The organism is Yoonia sp., from assembly GCF_017854565.1.
In the GTDB taxonomy this organism is placed as follows: Bacteria; Pseudomonadota; Alphaproteobacteria; order Rhodobacterales; family Rhodobacteraceae; genus Yoonia.
On the sequence record NZ_JAFMHJ010000015.1, the window covers coordinates 1 to 13,819 of the forward strand.

Below are 13,819 nucleotides of genomic sequence, written 5' to 3' on the forward strand. Positions count from 1 at the left end.
CAACTTCAAACCGCCGCCTGATCACGCCGTCACCAACTTTCGGGCATAGCTCTTCATCATGGAAGGTTGGCTTGTGTCGGTAGTTTTTTTGCTGAGTGGCTGAATGCCTGATCATCTGCCGCCGCCTATGATCAGGGCTGCATCAATCCTGCGTTTGTGATCGCGAAACCCTGCAGCGCCGATCGGATTCAAACGGCTGTCAGTCAGGCCATGTTCTTTTGCAGCAATGCAGGTATCGCGCTTTAGTCGCGGGTACCGGCGAACCGTTCTTCCCACTCTTCGCGTTCTTCATCCGTGATCTTGCGGAACAGGTTGTCGGGTACGGTAAAGCTTTGGCCAGCGGGCAGTGCCGCCACGGCGACCGCGATATCAGTGGGCCAGTCTTTGTCTTGGGTTTGCATGGCTGCGATCATTTCGGCCGCCGCATCCGGGATGAAGGGCGCAGAAAGAACGGCGTAGATGCGGATCAGGTTCAGTGCCAGACGAACCTGCATTGCCGCCGTTTCCGGATCGGTTTTGAATGTCGTCCATGGCGCGTTTGCCTGAAGGTATTCGTTACCCAACACCCAGATGGCGCGCAGTTCAGCCGCTGCTTTGCGGACTTCGATCCCATCCATGAACCCCTCGTAGGCGCGCAGGCGGGTTGTCAGGTCGGCAATCAGTTGTTCTTCGGCAGGGCCATAGCTGCCACCCGCGGGGACGATTTCGCCGAATTTCGAGCGGCAGAATTTCGTGATCCGGCTGACAAAGTTACCCAGCACGTCCGCAAGGTCTTTGTTGACGTCAGTCTGGAAGTTTTCCCAGGTGAATTCCGCATCAGAGCTTTCTGGTGCATGGCTCAGCAGCCACCAGCGCCAGTAATCCGGCGGCAGAATTTCCAGCGCTTGGTCCATGAATACACCGCGCCCGCGCGACGTGCTGAATTGACCGCCGTCATAGTTCAGGTAGTTGAAGGATTTGATGTAGTCGACCAGCTTCCAAGGTTCATTGGTGCCCATGATCGTGGCCGGGAACGACAGGGTATGGAACGGAACATTGTCTTTGCCCATGAACTGCGTATAGCGGACATCATCGGCGCCTTTGTCGGTGCGCCACCAGCGTTCCCAGTCCGTTCCTTTGCCCGCATCTTCCCATTCTTGCGCACAGGCAATGTATTCGATGGGCGCATCGAACCACACATAGAAAACTTTGCCTTCCATGCCGGGCCAGTCCGCGTCGCCCTTTTTGACGGGAATCCCCCAGTCAAGGTCGCGGGTGATGCCCCTGTCCTGCAGGCCGTCGCCGTCTGTGAGCCATTTTTTGGCAATAGATGTCGTCAGGATCGGCCAATCTTTCTTGCTGTCGATCCAAGCGGCCAGATCATTCTTCAGCTCGGATTGGCGCAGGTAGAGGTGCTTGGTCTCGCGCACTTCCAGATCTGTTGCGCCTGATATTGTCGAGTGTGGGTTGATCAGGTCGGTGGGGTCCAACTGCTTGGTGCAATTGTCACACTGATCGCCGCGCGCGCTTTCAAACCCGCAGTTGGGGCAGGTGCCTTCGATGTAGCGGTCCGGCAGGAACCGACCGTCGGCGACAGAGTAAACCTGTTCTTCGGTGACTTCCTTGATCAGGCCAACATCGGCCAAACGTCCAGCGAACGCTTGGGTCAGCTTGTGGTTTTGCGGGCTGGAGGACCGACCGAAGTGATCAAATGACAGCCGGAAACCATCAGCAATTTGCGCCTGAATGTCATGCATTTCGGCACAGTATTCTGCCACCGGCTTTCCTGCCTTGGCAGCAGCCAGTTCAGCGGGCGTTCCATGTTCGTCGGTGGCGCAGAGAAACAAGACCTCGTGTCCCCGCGCACGCTGGTAGCGCGCATAGAGGTCTGCAGGTAGCTGACTGCCGATAAGGTTTCCCAGATGCTTGATCCCGTTGATATACGGAATGGCAGACGTGATCAGATGGCGGGCCATGGGCGATATTCCTATACGTTTGCGTCTATCTAACGAGGCTGTGCCGTGAATGCCAGATGTTGTGTGGGTGCTGGTGTTTTGATGGGCTGTTGGCTAGGGTGTCGCCAGATAAAAACAGTAGGATTGACCGATGAAGACGCTGATTTCCGTTTTGTTTGCTGCCGTGATCGGCAGTGGTGCGAGCGCACAGGACTTTTACGCTGGTGCGACGCTTGACTATGGGCTGCCTCATTCGGGCGATGCGCAGACCGTTGGGTCGGTGATAGCCGGCGTCGGTCTGGGCGACGCCCAAATCGGCTATGGCGCAGAAGTCGAACTTGGGATGCATGTCGCGGGTGATGCCGATTACGACACGCAGCGATTCCGGTTTTGGGGCACGTATGGGCTGGGCGATATTTCTGCCCGTGTTGCGGGCGGCGTGACCCAGTTTGACACGGATAGTGGCATTGTGGATGGCTATAACCTTGGCCTTGGTGTGCAGCGCGATGTGTCGGACCGCCTGACAATGCGGGGCGAATTTATTCGTGATTTCCCCGACGACAGCGCGTTCCCTGCGGTGACCACGACCCGGATTGGCGTGACTTATAAATTCTAACTGTCTGGGTCGCGGCTGCGGCCCAGCAATCGGCCGATCACAAAGCTGGTGCGCGGCGCATAGACATAGCGCGTGCGATCTTCGGGCGCCCTGCGCACCCGCATCCGCAGGATGCCGAATATGATCAAGACGATATGGCCGATCGCGACAAAGTAGAACAACGCGGCCGGGCCAAACCCCGCGATTAGTGCCGACGTCGTGTAGGGGGCTGCAATCGCGCCTACTGCATAGAAAAACATCAGCGCGGCTGAGAGTTCGACCCGTTGGTCTGCGGTTGCAAAGTCATGGGCGTGGGCCGTCGCGACAGAATAGATCGGAAATGTCGTAAGGCCGAAAAACGCAGCTGCCCACAAGACGGCCATTGTGCCTTCGTTTGAGGTGGCGACCGTCGTTGCGCAGGAAGCGACCGCAGCGACGGATAGACCGATCATCACCCAGCGGCGGTCAAATTTGTCAGCAAGCCAGCCGATGGGGTATTGCGCAATGGCCCCACCAGCCACGTAGGCGGCCAGAAAATATCCGATTTGCTCAGCGCCCAATCCGACCCCTTGCCCATAAATCGGGCCGACCATCCGAAACGACGCGCTGGACAGGGCGGCAACAACGACCGCAGCCACCCCCAACGGCGAACACGCCCAGGCAAGGGCCGGGCGCAGGCGTGTCGCCTTGGGTGTCACGGGTTGGGTGGCGCGCGTCAGCACCAGCGGCAACAGCGATGCACAGCACAGAATCGTCAAAATATTATAGGCGATATACGTTTCAAGATCGGCCAGCGCCCCGATCATCAATTGCGCCACAAACGACGCGCCCATATCCGCGATACGGTAGCTGCCCATGGCACGCCCGCGCGTTTCATTGGTGACTTTGGCCTGCAGCCACGCCTCGATCACGGTATAGCACCCCGCGACGCAAACGCCGGACGCGATACGGAACAGGGCCCAATAGGCCGGGTCGGTCACGATCACATGCGCTGCCAGTCCGATCGCACCCATGGCTGTGAACGCGGCATACGCGCGACTGTGGCCGACGCTGCCCATCAACCGCGGTGCCCACCAGCAGCCGATGAAGAACCCAAAGAAATGGGAGGAACCCAAGAAGCCGACCTCGCCTGGAGAAAAGCCGCTTCTGAGGCCGGTCAAAGCATCAAGCGGGCCAACCCCGCCAGAGGAGAGTTGCAACAGGGCCACCGACAGGAACAGGGCCGCAAATGAGATGAGCATGCGCATGAGCGCGACCCTGCGTCAGGTTCTGCCGCGATACTAGGCCTTATTCGACGCGATGTGTCGCGAATGGTCATTGGGGCGGTGTTTTCAATTCGGTCTTGTCTCAGCGGTTGGCCACGCTAGGGTCTGCGCGAAACTGAATTGAAGGTAGGCAGATGAAAAAGATCCCTCTTGGCCGCAGCGATATCATGATCAGCGATTGGTGTCTGGGCTCCATGACCTTTGGCAATCAGACCCCGCAGGATGATGCGCATACACAGATTGATATGACAGTCGATGCGGGGATCAATTTCATTGATACAGCCGAGATGTATCCGGTGAACCCGATCCGGGCGGAAACGGTCGGGCTGTCCGAGACGGTGATTGGCAACTGGATCGCCAAGACGGGTCGCCGGGATGATGTGGTGATTGCGACCAAAGTATCGGGCAATAATCCCGGCTGGGTTCGCGAAGGGCGCGGCTATGACGGTGCGGTGATCCGCGAGGCGGTTGATGCGTCGCTGGAGCGGCTGCAAACGGATGTGATTGATCTGTATCAGATGCATTGGCCCGTGCGTGGGTCCTATATGTTTCGGCAAAACTGGACCTATGATCCGTCGGGGCAGGATCGGCAACAGACGCTTGATCATATGATGGATGTGCTGGGCGCGCTGGGCGATTGTGTCAATGCGGGCAAGATTCGTGCGATTGGTATGTCCAACGAAAGCGCGTGGGGTATGACGAAGTGGATAGATCAGGCCCAAGCGGCCGGTTTGCCGCGTATGTTTTCCGTACAGAACGAGTACTCGCTGCTATGTCGTTTGTACGATACGGACATGGCTGAGATGGCGGTGAACGAAGACGTCACGCTGCTGGCGTTTTCGCCGTTGGCATGTGGGCTGCTGACCGGAAAGTACCAAAACGGCGCAGTGCCCGATGGTAGCCGGATGTCGATCAATGGCGATTTGGGCGGTCGCATGACCGACCGCGTTTTACCGGTGACGCAGGCCTATTTGGACCTGGCTGCGGCGCACGGTCTGGACCCGGTGCATATGGCGATGGCTTGGCAGAGGACCCGCCCGTTCCCCGTTTCCACGATTTTTGGTGCAACGACGCAGGATCAACTAAGCCGGATACTTGCCGGACGGGACGTTGTGTTGACCGATGAGCTTGTCGCGGGGATTGATCAGCTTAACCGGGCCAATCCGATGCCTTACTGAACGTAAGGTGGGTCTTGACCCACCCTACGGGCGGGCACATTGCGTGGGCTTGCAGGCTTGTGTCCGCCGTTGTTTTCGGGGAATGTCCGCCCATACCTGAAGGAGGATCGCGCATGCCCTTGGCCATGAACCGCGAGGTTTTTATCACTTGTGCCGTGACCGGATCGGGTGCCACCCAAGACCGCAGCCCGCATGTTCCCCGTTCGCCGCGTGATATTGCCGCCAGTGCGATTGATGCGGCCAAGGCAGGCGCGGCTGTGGTGCATTGCCATGTGCGTGATCCAGAAACCGGCACGCCGTCGCGCGCGCTTGACCTGTACCGCGAGTTGGCAGAGCGGATACGCGCGGCCGAAGTCGATGTGGTCCTTAATCTTACGGCGGGGATGGGGGGCGATATCGTTTTCGGTGGATCGGAAACGCCGCTGCCGCCCGTTGCCGGGACCGATATGGTCGGGGCGACGGCACGTGTCGCACATATCGCGCAATGCTTGCCGGAAATATGCACACTTGATTGCGGCACGATGAACTTTGCCGAAGCCGATTATGTTATGACGAACACGCCGGGCATGTTGACTGCGATGGGGCGCATGATGACACAGCTTGGTGTCAAGCCAGAGATCGAGGCGTTTGATACCGGACATCTTTGGTACGCCAAACAACTGGTTGCCGACGGTGTTCTGGAACCTGATGCGTTGGTGCAGTTGTGTATGGGGGTGCCCTGGGGTGCGCCCGATGACCTGAATACGTTTATGGCCATGGTCAATAATGTGCCGGACAATTGGACGTTTTCGGCTTTTGGGCTGGGCCGATCACAGATGCCTTATGTTGCCGCGTCGGTTCTGGCGGGCGGGCATGTGCGTGTCGGGCTTGAGGATAATCTGATGTTGGATCGCGGCGTGCTGGCCACCAACGCGCAATTGGTCGAGAGGGCCGTCGGCATTGTCGAAAACCTTGGCGCGCGGGTGCTTGGCCCCGAAGAGGTGCGGGCCAAGCTGGGACTGGTCAAGCGTGCGCCGGTGGCCGCATGAGAGCGCTGATCTTGATCCTGTTGCTGGCGGGCTGCGGCAGCTTTGACGTTTACCGCGATACGGATGCGCCGATATCGTCCAAAGCTGTGTTCGCACCCGCGCGTTATGCAGGGCTTTGGCACGAAGTGGCCCGGTTTCCGGTTTTCTTTGAGGCGGGGTGTGTCGGTGTCACCGCCGAATACGGTTTGCGTGATGACGGGACGCTGTCGGTTCTGAACATATGCCGTAATGCTGATGGTTCCGAGCGGTCACGCATTGCGGGCACGGCGGAAATTGTGGGGCCGGGGCGGTTGAAGGTCCGCTTTGCGTCAGTGCCATTTGCTGCGGCGGATTATTGGGTTTTGTGGACCGATGACGATTATCAGACTGCGGTGGTGGGGTCGCCAAATGGTCGTGCGGGCTGGGTTTTGAACCGTAGTCCCGAAATACGGTCGGATCGCCTGAATGCAGCGCGTGATGTTTTGGCATTCAACGGTTATGACGTAAGCCGACTAATGGAGGTTTCCCAATGAAACGAGTCGTTTTGGTATGTGTCGTTGCGCTTGCTGCATGCGATGGGGTGCCCGCTGGCGGGTCACCGACGACATTTCGCGAATTTATGGTGATTGGCAATACAATGACGTTTGAGCAGTGCCGCGCACGCGGCGGCCTGATTATTCGCGATCCGGGCAGCCCCATGGTCGCCTGTGACCCGCATGTCGTCCGCGAGCCGGTTCCGGCGGATGAGTTTGATCATCCCGGCGCGCCGACCAGCGGCTGACAAGCAAAGGACGGACGATGCGGCAGGTTGCGGCGATCATTGGCGGCGGTGTTATTGGCGGCGGTTGGGCCGCGCGTTTCCTGCTGATGGGGTGGGACGTGCGTGTCTTTGACCCTGATCCTGACGCCGCGCGCAAACTGGGCGACGTGCTGGATAATGCGCGCAGGTCTTTGCCCGGCTTGTCGGACGTGGCGTTGCCTGCCGAAGGGCAGCTGACCTTTCATGATGCCATGTCCGAGTCTGTCAGCGGTGCTGCGTGGATTCAGGAAAGCGTGCCGGAACGTCTGACGCTCAAGCGCAAAGTGTATCAGACGCTGCAAGAGCATTGCGACCCAGCCGCTGTTATTGCGTCGTCTACAAGCGGGTTCAAGCCATCGCAATTGCAGGGATGTGCGACCCGCCCCGCGCAAATTATCGTCGCGCATCCGTTTAATCCGGTCTACCTTCTTCCTTTGGTCGAGGTTGTCCCAAGCGCGTTAAATCCACCTGATCTTGTCGAAAAAGCGAAGGCTGTTTTGACTTCTCTTGGTATGTATCCGTTGCATGTGCGTGCAGAAATTGACGCCCACATCGCGGACCGCCTGCTTGAGGCTGTGTGGCGCGAAGCGCTTTGGTTGGTCAATGACGGCGTCGCTACGACCGCCGAGGTGGATGATGCGATCCGGTACGGCTTTGGCCTGCGCTGGGCGCAGATGGGCCTGTTCGAGACCTACCGGATTGCTGGTGGCGAAGCGGGGATGCGCCATTTTATTGAACAGTTTGGCCCCTGCTTGGAATGGCCATGGACCAAGTTGATGGATGTGCCCAAGCTGACTGACGAGCTTATCGACAAGATCACGGACCAATCTGATCAACAATCCGGGGCTGTTTCGATCCGTGCGCTGGAACGGGCGCGCGATGACAATTTGGTGACCATCCTGCGCGGCTTGAAGGCGCGGGATTGGGGCGCCGGTACGTTGCTGAATGCCCATGACCGCCGGATTGAAGGGCCAGTGGCATTGCCCGACGACCTGAGCCACCCAATCGCTACGATGCAGCGCGCCGTGCCGCTTGATTGGACCGACTATAACGGCCACATGACCGAGGCGCGGTATCTGCATGCCTTCGGTGAGGCGACTGACCGGATGATGCTGCTGATTGGCTGCGATGCGGCCTATATTGCCGCCGGGGCAAGTTTTTTCACCGCTGAAACCCATATCCGGCATTTGGACGAGGTACACGCCGGTAGGGTCATCCTGATCGAGACGCAAGTGTTGGCGGGTGCGGGAAAAAAGATGCACCTTTTCCATCGTATGTCTACTGATGGCCGCCTGCTCGCCACTGGCGAACATATGCTGATCCATGTCAGCCTTGAAACACGGAGCGCATCAGAACCAAGCCCTGTTTTAGCGGCCACACTGGAACGTGTGGCACAGGCGCATGCCGCACTGCCCTTGCCGGAAGGCGCCGGAAAGGGAGTTGGCGTTCGTGGCGATTAAACGATGGGCGCAAGGTGCGCGCGCGTTCTGCGGCGTCGTGGCCTGTGCGGTAACAGGGCACTAGTGGAAATTTGGATCCCAATCACGTTGGGGGCGGCTGGCGCGCAAACCTTGCGGTTTATGCTGCAAAAACACTTGAAGACGACACAGTTGTCGACGGCTGGTGCGACTTTTGCGCGGTTTATCTATTCGTCGCCTCTTGTGATGCTGATTGCCGTTACATATGCGACGGCGACAGGGCAGGGTGCCCCCCAAATCCCTGTCGCGTTTTGGCCCTATGCCGTGGCTGGCGGAACATCACAAATTCTGGCGACGATGTGTATCGTTGCCCTGTTTGCGCACCGTAACTTTGCAGTCGGAATCACGTTCAAGAAGACCGAAGTATTATTAAGTGCATTGGTCGGCTTTGTCGTCTTGGGTGATGTGATCACCGGTGCCGCGCTTGGGGCGATTATTCTGGGTCTATTCGGTGTTTTGCTGTTGTCTGATCCGCCCGGCGGCATGGGCGCATGGTATCGGCGTATCGGCAACCGGGCGACGGCGCTGGGTCTGAGTGCAGGATTGCTTTTTGGGATTTCGGGCAACGGGTATCGCGGCGCGTCGTTGTCGTTGGGGGATGGGGATGTATTTTATCGGGCCATCGTCACGCTGGCCTTTGTGACTGCGTTTCAGACGGCCATCATGGCGCTGTGGCTGGGTTGGCGCGAGAAGGGGCAGATCCTGCGGGTCTTGCAGGCGTGGCGGATCGCCGGATTGGTCGGGTTGACCAGCATGGCAGGGTCAATCTGTTGGTTTACCGCTTTCACGTTGCAGAATGTGGCGTATGTGAATGCCCTAGGTCAGGTTGAACTGTTGTTTTCGCTGATCGTTGGTGCGTTTGTTTTCGGTGAAACGGTGACGCGACGGGAATGGCACGGGTTGCTGCTGTTGACGGGGAGCATCGTTTTGCTGGTGCTGGTCACCTAAAGCAGGCTTTGGGCACCAAGGCGACTGACCAGATGCGCCTCGTCATCGTTGCGAAAGAACGGAACACTGACAGGTGGGCCACCACGTTTGATATGGTTCACAAGTTCGGCCAGAACGACCTGCGTGATAAATGGGAGGTCAAAATGCCGGGCATCGCTCAACTGTACCCATTGCAGGTGGTTCAGTTCATCCTCGGCGTTTGAAAAATCATCGGGGTCAGTGATGAGGTCTTCGGCGGGCGCCAGAAAGAACCGCGCATCAAATCGGCGGGGCCTGCCCACAGGGGTGACAGCGCGGAAAAAGAACGTAAGGGCGGCGCCATTGGGCCGGTGACCGCTGGCCGCGAAGCCCCGCCAGCCTTGGGGGGCATCGTCCCACACCGCAGCTTGGCCAAGAACCTGGCCGGTTTCTTCCCATAATTCGCGGATGGCAGCGGCGGCAATCGCATTTGGTGCGACGTCGCTCGCGTGCAACAGGCGCGCTGCGCTGTCCGAATCAAGTGCGGTCAGGGGAACGCTTGCGTCGTTTGCATCAATGGCGCCGCCGGGAAAAACGAATTTACCGGGCATGAACGCGGCAGATGCACCACGCTGTCCCATCAAAACGGACGGTTGTGTCGCGGCGTCGCGCAACACGATAACCGTTGCCGCGTCGCGGATTTTTATTTTGTCCATTTGCCCGTCCTGCGTCGGCGTCATGCCGAGTGGCCAAACCCATGCATGCGTCGCGCCCATTGGATTCCGACAACCATCCCCTTGAGCCTTGGCAGAAGGTAAAGTGACAGGCCAACAGCGCCAACCGTCAACACGGTCGCCATCACCAGCGGCTCCGGTCGGAACTGAACCCACATGAAATGGATCGTAAAGCCAATGACATGGGCGACCAGGAGGATCGTCAAATACGCGGGGCCGTCATCGGCGCGGTGATGGAATAATTCTTCCTGACATACAGGGCAGGTATTGGCGACCTTGAGGTAACCGTCGAACATCAGGCCTTCGCCGCAGTTCGGACAGCGCCGGCACAGCCCGCGCCAGATGGCTGGTTTGGTTGGACGATCGTCGATAAGGGGCTCTTGGTCTGGCATGTTCAACTCCGGGGTATTTCTATCACATGGGCTATTGGTGGCTGTTTGGGAAGGGGTGCGCGCGATTTGCGGCGGCATGTCGCAAGCGATTGGTCCGGAATTTCAAAAACAAGCGACGGAATTGTTCATGCCACACGTTGAAGGTAGGTCAGCGGCGCAAAGTCGTGATGAAATGAAAAATGAGGAACGACAATGAAAACCAAGATTTTGATGGCAGCCCTTCTTTCCAGTGTCGTGATGACGGCAGGTGCCGCGCAGGCGCAAGGGCATCGCGAGCGTCCCGATTTTGCGAGCTTGGATGCGAATGGCGACGGACAACTGACGATGGACGAGATGGCGCAAAAAGCTGCGGCACGCTTTGCGGAGGTCGATGGCGATGCCGATGGAACCTTGTCCGCAGACGAGCTGACCGCTGCGGCGGCCAATAATGCCGCTGACCGGGCGGCGCGGATGATCGCGCATCTGGATGAGAATGACGATGGTGTCCTGCAACTGTCCGAAATGCAGCCACGCGGCGGAGAGCGGCGGGGCCGTATGCTCAGCCAAATGGACGCTGATGCTGACGGTGCCATTAGCGAGGAAGAGTTCCAAACCGCCAAAACGCGGCGTGATGAATGCCGGAGCAACGGTCATGGACCACGTGGGCGCGGATGATTTGCAGCTTGGAGGGGGCTGCGATGCCCCTTCCGAATTGCTAGTTCCGGGTGATGCAGATAGCACAATCAACGATGAAAGCCGCACCCGATCTTATTGTGCCCGTCCCCGACGACGCGCTATTGATTGCATTCGCCAATGGTGATGCGGCAGCCGCGCGCGACTTGGCAACGCGGTATTTGCCACGGGTTCTGGCGCAGGCGATGCGCATGCTCGCTGATTTGGCCGAGGCCGAGGACGTGGCCCAGGATGCCATGATACGGCTTTGGAAAATTGCGCCCGACTGGCGGCAGGGTGAGGCTCAAGTCAGCACTTGGCTTTACCGCGTGGTCGCGAATTTATGCACGGATCGTTTGCGCAAAAGGCGCGGCACCATTGCGATTGACGCTGTTACGGAGCCTGCTGACGGTCGGCCCGGGGCTGTGGCGCATATGCAGACCAATGCCCGCCTTGTGGCTTTGGCCGATGCGCTGGCTCAGTTGCCTGAACGGCAGGCGCAGGCGGTTGCGCTGCGGCATCTCGAAGGGCTTGCGAACCCTGAAATTGCGCAAATTATGGACATCAGCGTGCGGTCCGTGGAAAGTCTGACAGCACGCGGTAAACGGGCTTTGGCCCATATAATGGCCGGACGGAAGGCAGAACTGGGGTATTATGATGACTGACCCAAATGATGATATGCTTGACGATATTTTTGCGCAGGCACGTGCCGTTACCCCGGATCCAAGCGCGGATCTGATGGCGCGGATACTGGCGGATGTGGTCAGCCCCGCATCTGAGGCCACGCTGGTTGCCGGGCCGGGCCTGTGGGCGCGTCTTTCGGGTATGCTGGGCGGATGGCCGGCACTGGGCAGCCTGTTGGCCGCGACGGTTGCCGGAATCTGGATCGGCGTGGCGCCCCCTGCCACGGTCGAGGATTTTGCGGCGTCTTTGCTGGGTGATGCGGTGACGGTGAGCCTGTTTGCGCAAGATGGCATTTTTGATCTAGGAGATTTGGCAGATGGTTGATCAAGTGCGCGCTGTGGCCCAGCCATCGCGGCTTTGGCGGATTGTCTTGGTGGGGTCTCTTGCCGTGAACCTTGCAATTGCGGGCCTGATTGTTGGCTCTGCATTTTCTGGCCGACTGGGCGGAGGGCCACCACGGACGTTTGATCTGGGTGTTGGGCCCGTTGTGCGCGCACTGGACCGTGACGAACGGCGCCACATCGGTCTTGCCCTGCGGCGTGATCGTGGACTGCGCGACCTTGATATGCGCGCAAATGCCTCGGAAATGCTCGCTCTGCTTCGGTCTGATCCGTTCGATCCTGAAGCCCTTGGCGCAGTTTTTGCAGGACAGAATGCACAGCTTGCTTTGCTGCAGCAGCGCGCCCAAGGATTACTGCTGGCGCGGATTACGGCGATGTCCGCGGAACGTCGGGCTGTTTTCGCTGATCGGTTGCAGGAGGAAATGTCGCGTGCGCGTGCGCCGGGTGCGGGGCGATCAGGCGGCTGACATGCTCATCGCGACTTGATCGCGACCAGCGGATTTTGCTGCATAGAGCGCTGCGTCTGCCTGATCACACATCTTGTTCAGTTGCCGCTGCTCGATCCCGCCACGACCGCTGACAGCGACCCCAACCGAGACCGTCACGCCCAGTCGCGGCAATCCTTCGCCCAGCGCGAATGGCTGGCAATTCACCAGCCTGCGCAAGCGATCAGCGGCACCGCGCGCTTGTGCTGCGGTGGTGCGGGGCATCGCGACCAGGAATTCTTCACCACCAATGCGAGCCACCAGATCAATTGCGCGCAGGTTTTCGCGCAGCCGATCAGCCAGTTGGACAAGAACGTTGTCCCCGGCTGCGTGGCCATATGTGTCGTTGATGGATTTGAAATGATCAATGTCGATCATCATGACCGCAAGATCGAGACCCGAGTTCTTTGATTGCCGGGCAAGCTGTGCCAGATGCGGTTCCACATAGCGCCGATTGTACAGCCCGGTAAGCGGGTCGGTGATCGCTGCGTGAAGCCCATTGCGCACGGTATCGCGTAGCCGATCATGAAGCAGTTTGCGACGGATCAAAGCCTTGCATCTTAAAGTGATCTCTCCGGCAGAGGTGCCCCATGTGACAATGTCGTCCGCGCCGAGATCCAGAAACATCGCGGCCAGCTCTGGCTGATCGCGGGGCACAATTATAAGTTGTGTGGACTGGCGTGTCTCTGACCGGGACCGCAGATCAGATACCAGACTGAACAGTGTATTTTTCGGCCCGTCGACATCGGTGCCGTCAATGATGAAAAGATCAGGGACGGGTGTGACACCCGCCGCCTTCAGAACACAGCCAGGATCAAGCCGACGCATCGGCTGGGCCAGCCCATGTTTGAGGGTTTCGGTGAGTTGTGTCGCTGTCGTGCCTTCGGGTGACAGCAGGGCGACATGTGCAGCCGTTCCAAACGCAGCAGCTACTTCTTCGAAGCCCAGTGCGCGGCTTGTGCTGTCGCGCAGCAGTAATTCCTGACTGGCGCTGCGGACACGCAGCAGGCTGCGTATGCGAGCCAGCAAAAGGGTGTCATTCATGGGCCGAGGCAGCACGTCGTCGGCACCAACGTCCAGTGCGGCAAGGCGCGCCTTGGAGGTGTCGGCGACACCCACGGCGATGATCGCGATAGATGCGGTTTCGTGGTCCGACCTGAGCGCCTTGCAAAATTCATGCCGGTCTTCAGCCGGATCCGACAGGTTGATCAAAATCAGATCGGGCCGGTTCGCTATGATGATCGCCTGGGCCTCGATCCGCGTCGAGCAAGCGTCGACACTGAACTGTGCAGACAGCATTTTTACCTTTAACACGATACGATTGGTTGCAACTGTATCGACAATCAGGATTCGACCGGACATTTCTGTAT

At 58.8% G+C, this 13,819-nt stretch carries 17 protein-coding genes; 12 read left to right on the forward strand and 5 right to left on the reverse strand.

Annotated features, from left to right (window positions below; all coding sequences use genetic code 11):
* Nucleotides 1–242 precede the first annotated feature (242 nt).
* The gene (gene metG, locus QZ196_RS08165; RefSeq protein WP_296425348.1) at nucleotides 243–1,955 is read right to left on the reverse strand and encodes a methionine--tRNA ligase; all 1,713 of its coding nucleotides are present in this window, start codon (nucleotides 1,953–1,955) and stop codon (nucleotides 243–245) included.
* A gap of 130 nt (nucleotides 1,956–2,085) precedes the next feature.
* Between metG and QZ196_RS08170 the strand changes: the two genes are divergently transcribed.
* On the forward strand, nucleotides 2,086–2,550 hold the full coding sequence (locus tag QZ196_RS08170; protein WP_296425349.1) for a hypothetical protein: 465 nt from the start codon (nucleotides 2,086–2,088) through the stop codon (nucleotides 2,548–2,550).
* Here the strand turns inward: QZ196_RS08170 and QZ196_RS08175 are convergent.
* Nucleotides 2,547–3,776: an MFS transporter gene (locus tag QZ196_RS08175; protein WP_296425350.1), complete on the reverse strand. Its 1,230-nt coding sequence runs from the start codon at nucleotides 3,774–3,776 to the stop codon at nucleotides 2,547–2,549. The two genes, QZ196_RS08170 and QZ196_RS08175, sit on opposite strands and share 4 nt — an antisense overlap.
* 152 nt (nucleotides 3,777–3,928) lie before the next feature.
* Between QZ196_RS08175 and QZ196_RS08180 the strand changes: the two genes are divergently transcribed.
* The 6 genes from QZ196_RS08180 to QZ196_RS08205 all read left to right on the forward strand — a co-directional run bounded on the left by QZ196_RS08180 (nucleotide 3,929) and on the right by QZ196_RS08205 (nucleotide 9,204).
* A complete protein-coding gene (locus QZ196_RS08180; RefSeq protein ID WP_296425353.1) occupies nucleotides 3,929–4,972 on the forward strand; it encodes an aldo/keto reductase in 1,044 nt (347 codons plus the stop codon).
* A 113-nt stretch (nucleotides 4,973–5,085) separates the two neighbouring features.
* Nucleotides 5,086–6,000: a 3-keto-5-aminohexanoate cleavage protein gene (locus tag QZ196_RS08185; RefSeq protein ID WP_296425356.1), complete on the forward strand. Its 915-nt coding sequence runs from the start codon at nucleotides 5,086–5,088 to the stop codon at nucleotides 5,998–6,000.
* Nucleotides 5,997–6,512: a lipocalin family protein gene (locus QZ196_RS08190; RefSeq protein ID WP_296425359.1), complete on the forward strand. Its 516-nt coding sequence runs from the start codon at nucleotides 5,997–5,999 to the stop codon at nucleotides 6,510–6,512. Before QZ196_RS08185 ends, QZ196_RS08190 begins: the two co-directional genes overlap by 4 nt.
* Nucleotides 6,509–6,760, forward strand: a complete 252-nt coding sequence (locus QZ196_RS08195) for a hypothetical protein (RefSeq protein ID WP_296425360.1) — start codon at nucleotides 6,509–6,511, stop codon at nucleotides 6,758–6,760. Before QZ196_RS08190 ends, QZ196_RS08195 begins: the two co-directional genes overlap by 4 nt.
* Nucleotides 6,761–6,777: 17 nt before the next feature.
* Nucleotides 6,778–8,238 carry a carnitine 3-dehydrogenase gene (locus tag QZ196_RS08200; protein ID WP_296425362.1) on the forward strand — a complete coding sequence of 487 codons (1,461 nt, stop codon included), beginning with the start codon at nucleotides 6,778–6,780 and terminating at the stop codon, nucleotides 8,236–8,238.
* 63 nt (nucleotides 8,239–8,301) lie between these two features.
* Nucleotides 8,302–9,204 carry a DMT family transporter gene (locus tag QZ196_RS08205; protein WP_296425364.1) on the forward strand — a complete coding sequence of 301 codons (903 nt, stop codon included), beginning with the start codon at nucleotides 8,302–8,304 and terminating at the stop codon, nucleotides 9,202–9,204.
* Here QZ196_RS08205 and QZ196_RS08210 read toward each other — a convergent pair.
* Both QZ196_RS08210 and QZ196_RS08215 read right to left on the reverse strand, forming a co-directional pair.
* Complete coding sequence (locus tag QZ196_RS08210) at nucleotides 9,201–9,878, reverse strand: NUDIX hydrolase (RefSeq protein WP_296425365.1); 678 nt, start codon at nucleotides 9,876–9,878, stop codon at nucleotides 9,201–9,203. The genes QZ196_RS08205 and QZ196_RS08210 overlap by 4 nt on opposite strands.
* A gap of 20 nt (nucleotides 9,879–9,898) precedes the next feature.
* Nucleotides 9,899–10,288, reverse strand: coding sequence for a DUF983 domain-containing protein (locus QZ196_RS08215; RefSeq protein ID WP_296425367.1), 390 nt, complete (start codon nucleotides 10,286–10,288; stop codon nucleotides 9,899–9,901).
* Between QZ196_RS08215 and QZ196_RS08220 the strand changes: the two genes are divergently transcribed.
* From QZ196_RS08220 to QZ196_RS08240, 5 genes are all read left to right on the forward strand, one after another.
* On the forward strand, nucleotides 10,287–10,484 hold the full coding sequence (locus QZ196_RS08220; RefSeq protein WP_296425370.1) for a hypothetical protein: 198 nt from the start codon (nucleotides 10,287–10,289) through the stop codon (nucleotides 10,482–10,484). The genes QZ196_RS08215 and QZ196_RS08220 overlap by 2 nt on opposite strands.
* Nucleotides 10,481–10,942: a hypothetical protein gene (locus tag QZ196_RS08225; protein WP_296425372.1), complete on the forward strand. Its 462-nt coding sequence runs from the start codon at nucleotides 10,481–10,483 to the stop codon at nucleotides 10,940–10,942. The genes QZ196_RS08220 and QZ196_RS08225 overlap by 4 nt, the downstream gene beginning before the upstream one ends.
* 74 nt (nucleotides 10,943–11,016) lie before the next feature.
* Nucleotides 11,017–11,604 carry an RNA polymerase sigma factor gene (locus tag QZ196_RS08230; RefSeq protein WP_296425486.1) on the forward strand — a complete coding sequence of 196 codons (588 nt, stop codon included), beginning with the start codon at nucleotides 11,017–11,019 and terminating at the stop codon, nucleotides 11,602–11,604.
* The gene (locus QZ196_RS08235) at nucleotides 11,597–11,947 is read left to right on the forward strand and encodes a hypothetical protein (protein ID WP_296425373.1); all 351 of its coding nucleotides are present in this window, start codon (nucleotides 11,597–11,599) and stop codon (nucleotides 11,945–11,947) included. The genes QZ196_RS08230 and QZ196_RS08235 overlap by 8 nt, the downstream gene beginning before the upstream one ends.
* Nucleotides 11,940–12,431 (forward strand): periplasmic heavy metal sensor, encoded by a 492-nt coding sequence (locus QZ196_RS08240; protein ID WP_296425375.1) that lies wholly within the window; start codon nucleotides 11,940–11,942, stop codon nucleotides 12,429–12,431. Before QZ196_RS08235 ends, QZ196_RS08240 begins: the two co-directional genes overlap by 8 nt.
* Here the strand turns inward: QZ196_RS08240 and QZ196_RS08245 are convergent.
* Nucleotides 12,420–13,811: a diguanylate cyclase gene (locus tag QZ196_RS08245; RefSeq protein ID WP_296425377.1), complete on the reverse strand. Its 1,392-nt coding sequence runs from the start codon at nucleotides 13,809–13,811 to the stop codon at nucleotides 12,420–12,422. The two genes, QZ196_RS08240 and QZ196_RS08245, sit on opposite strands and share 12 nt — an antisense overlap.
* Nucleotides 13,812–13,819: the final 8 nt, after the last annotated feature.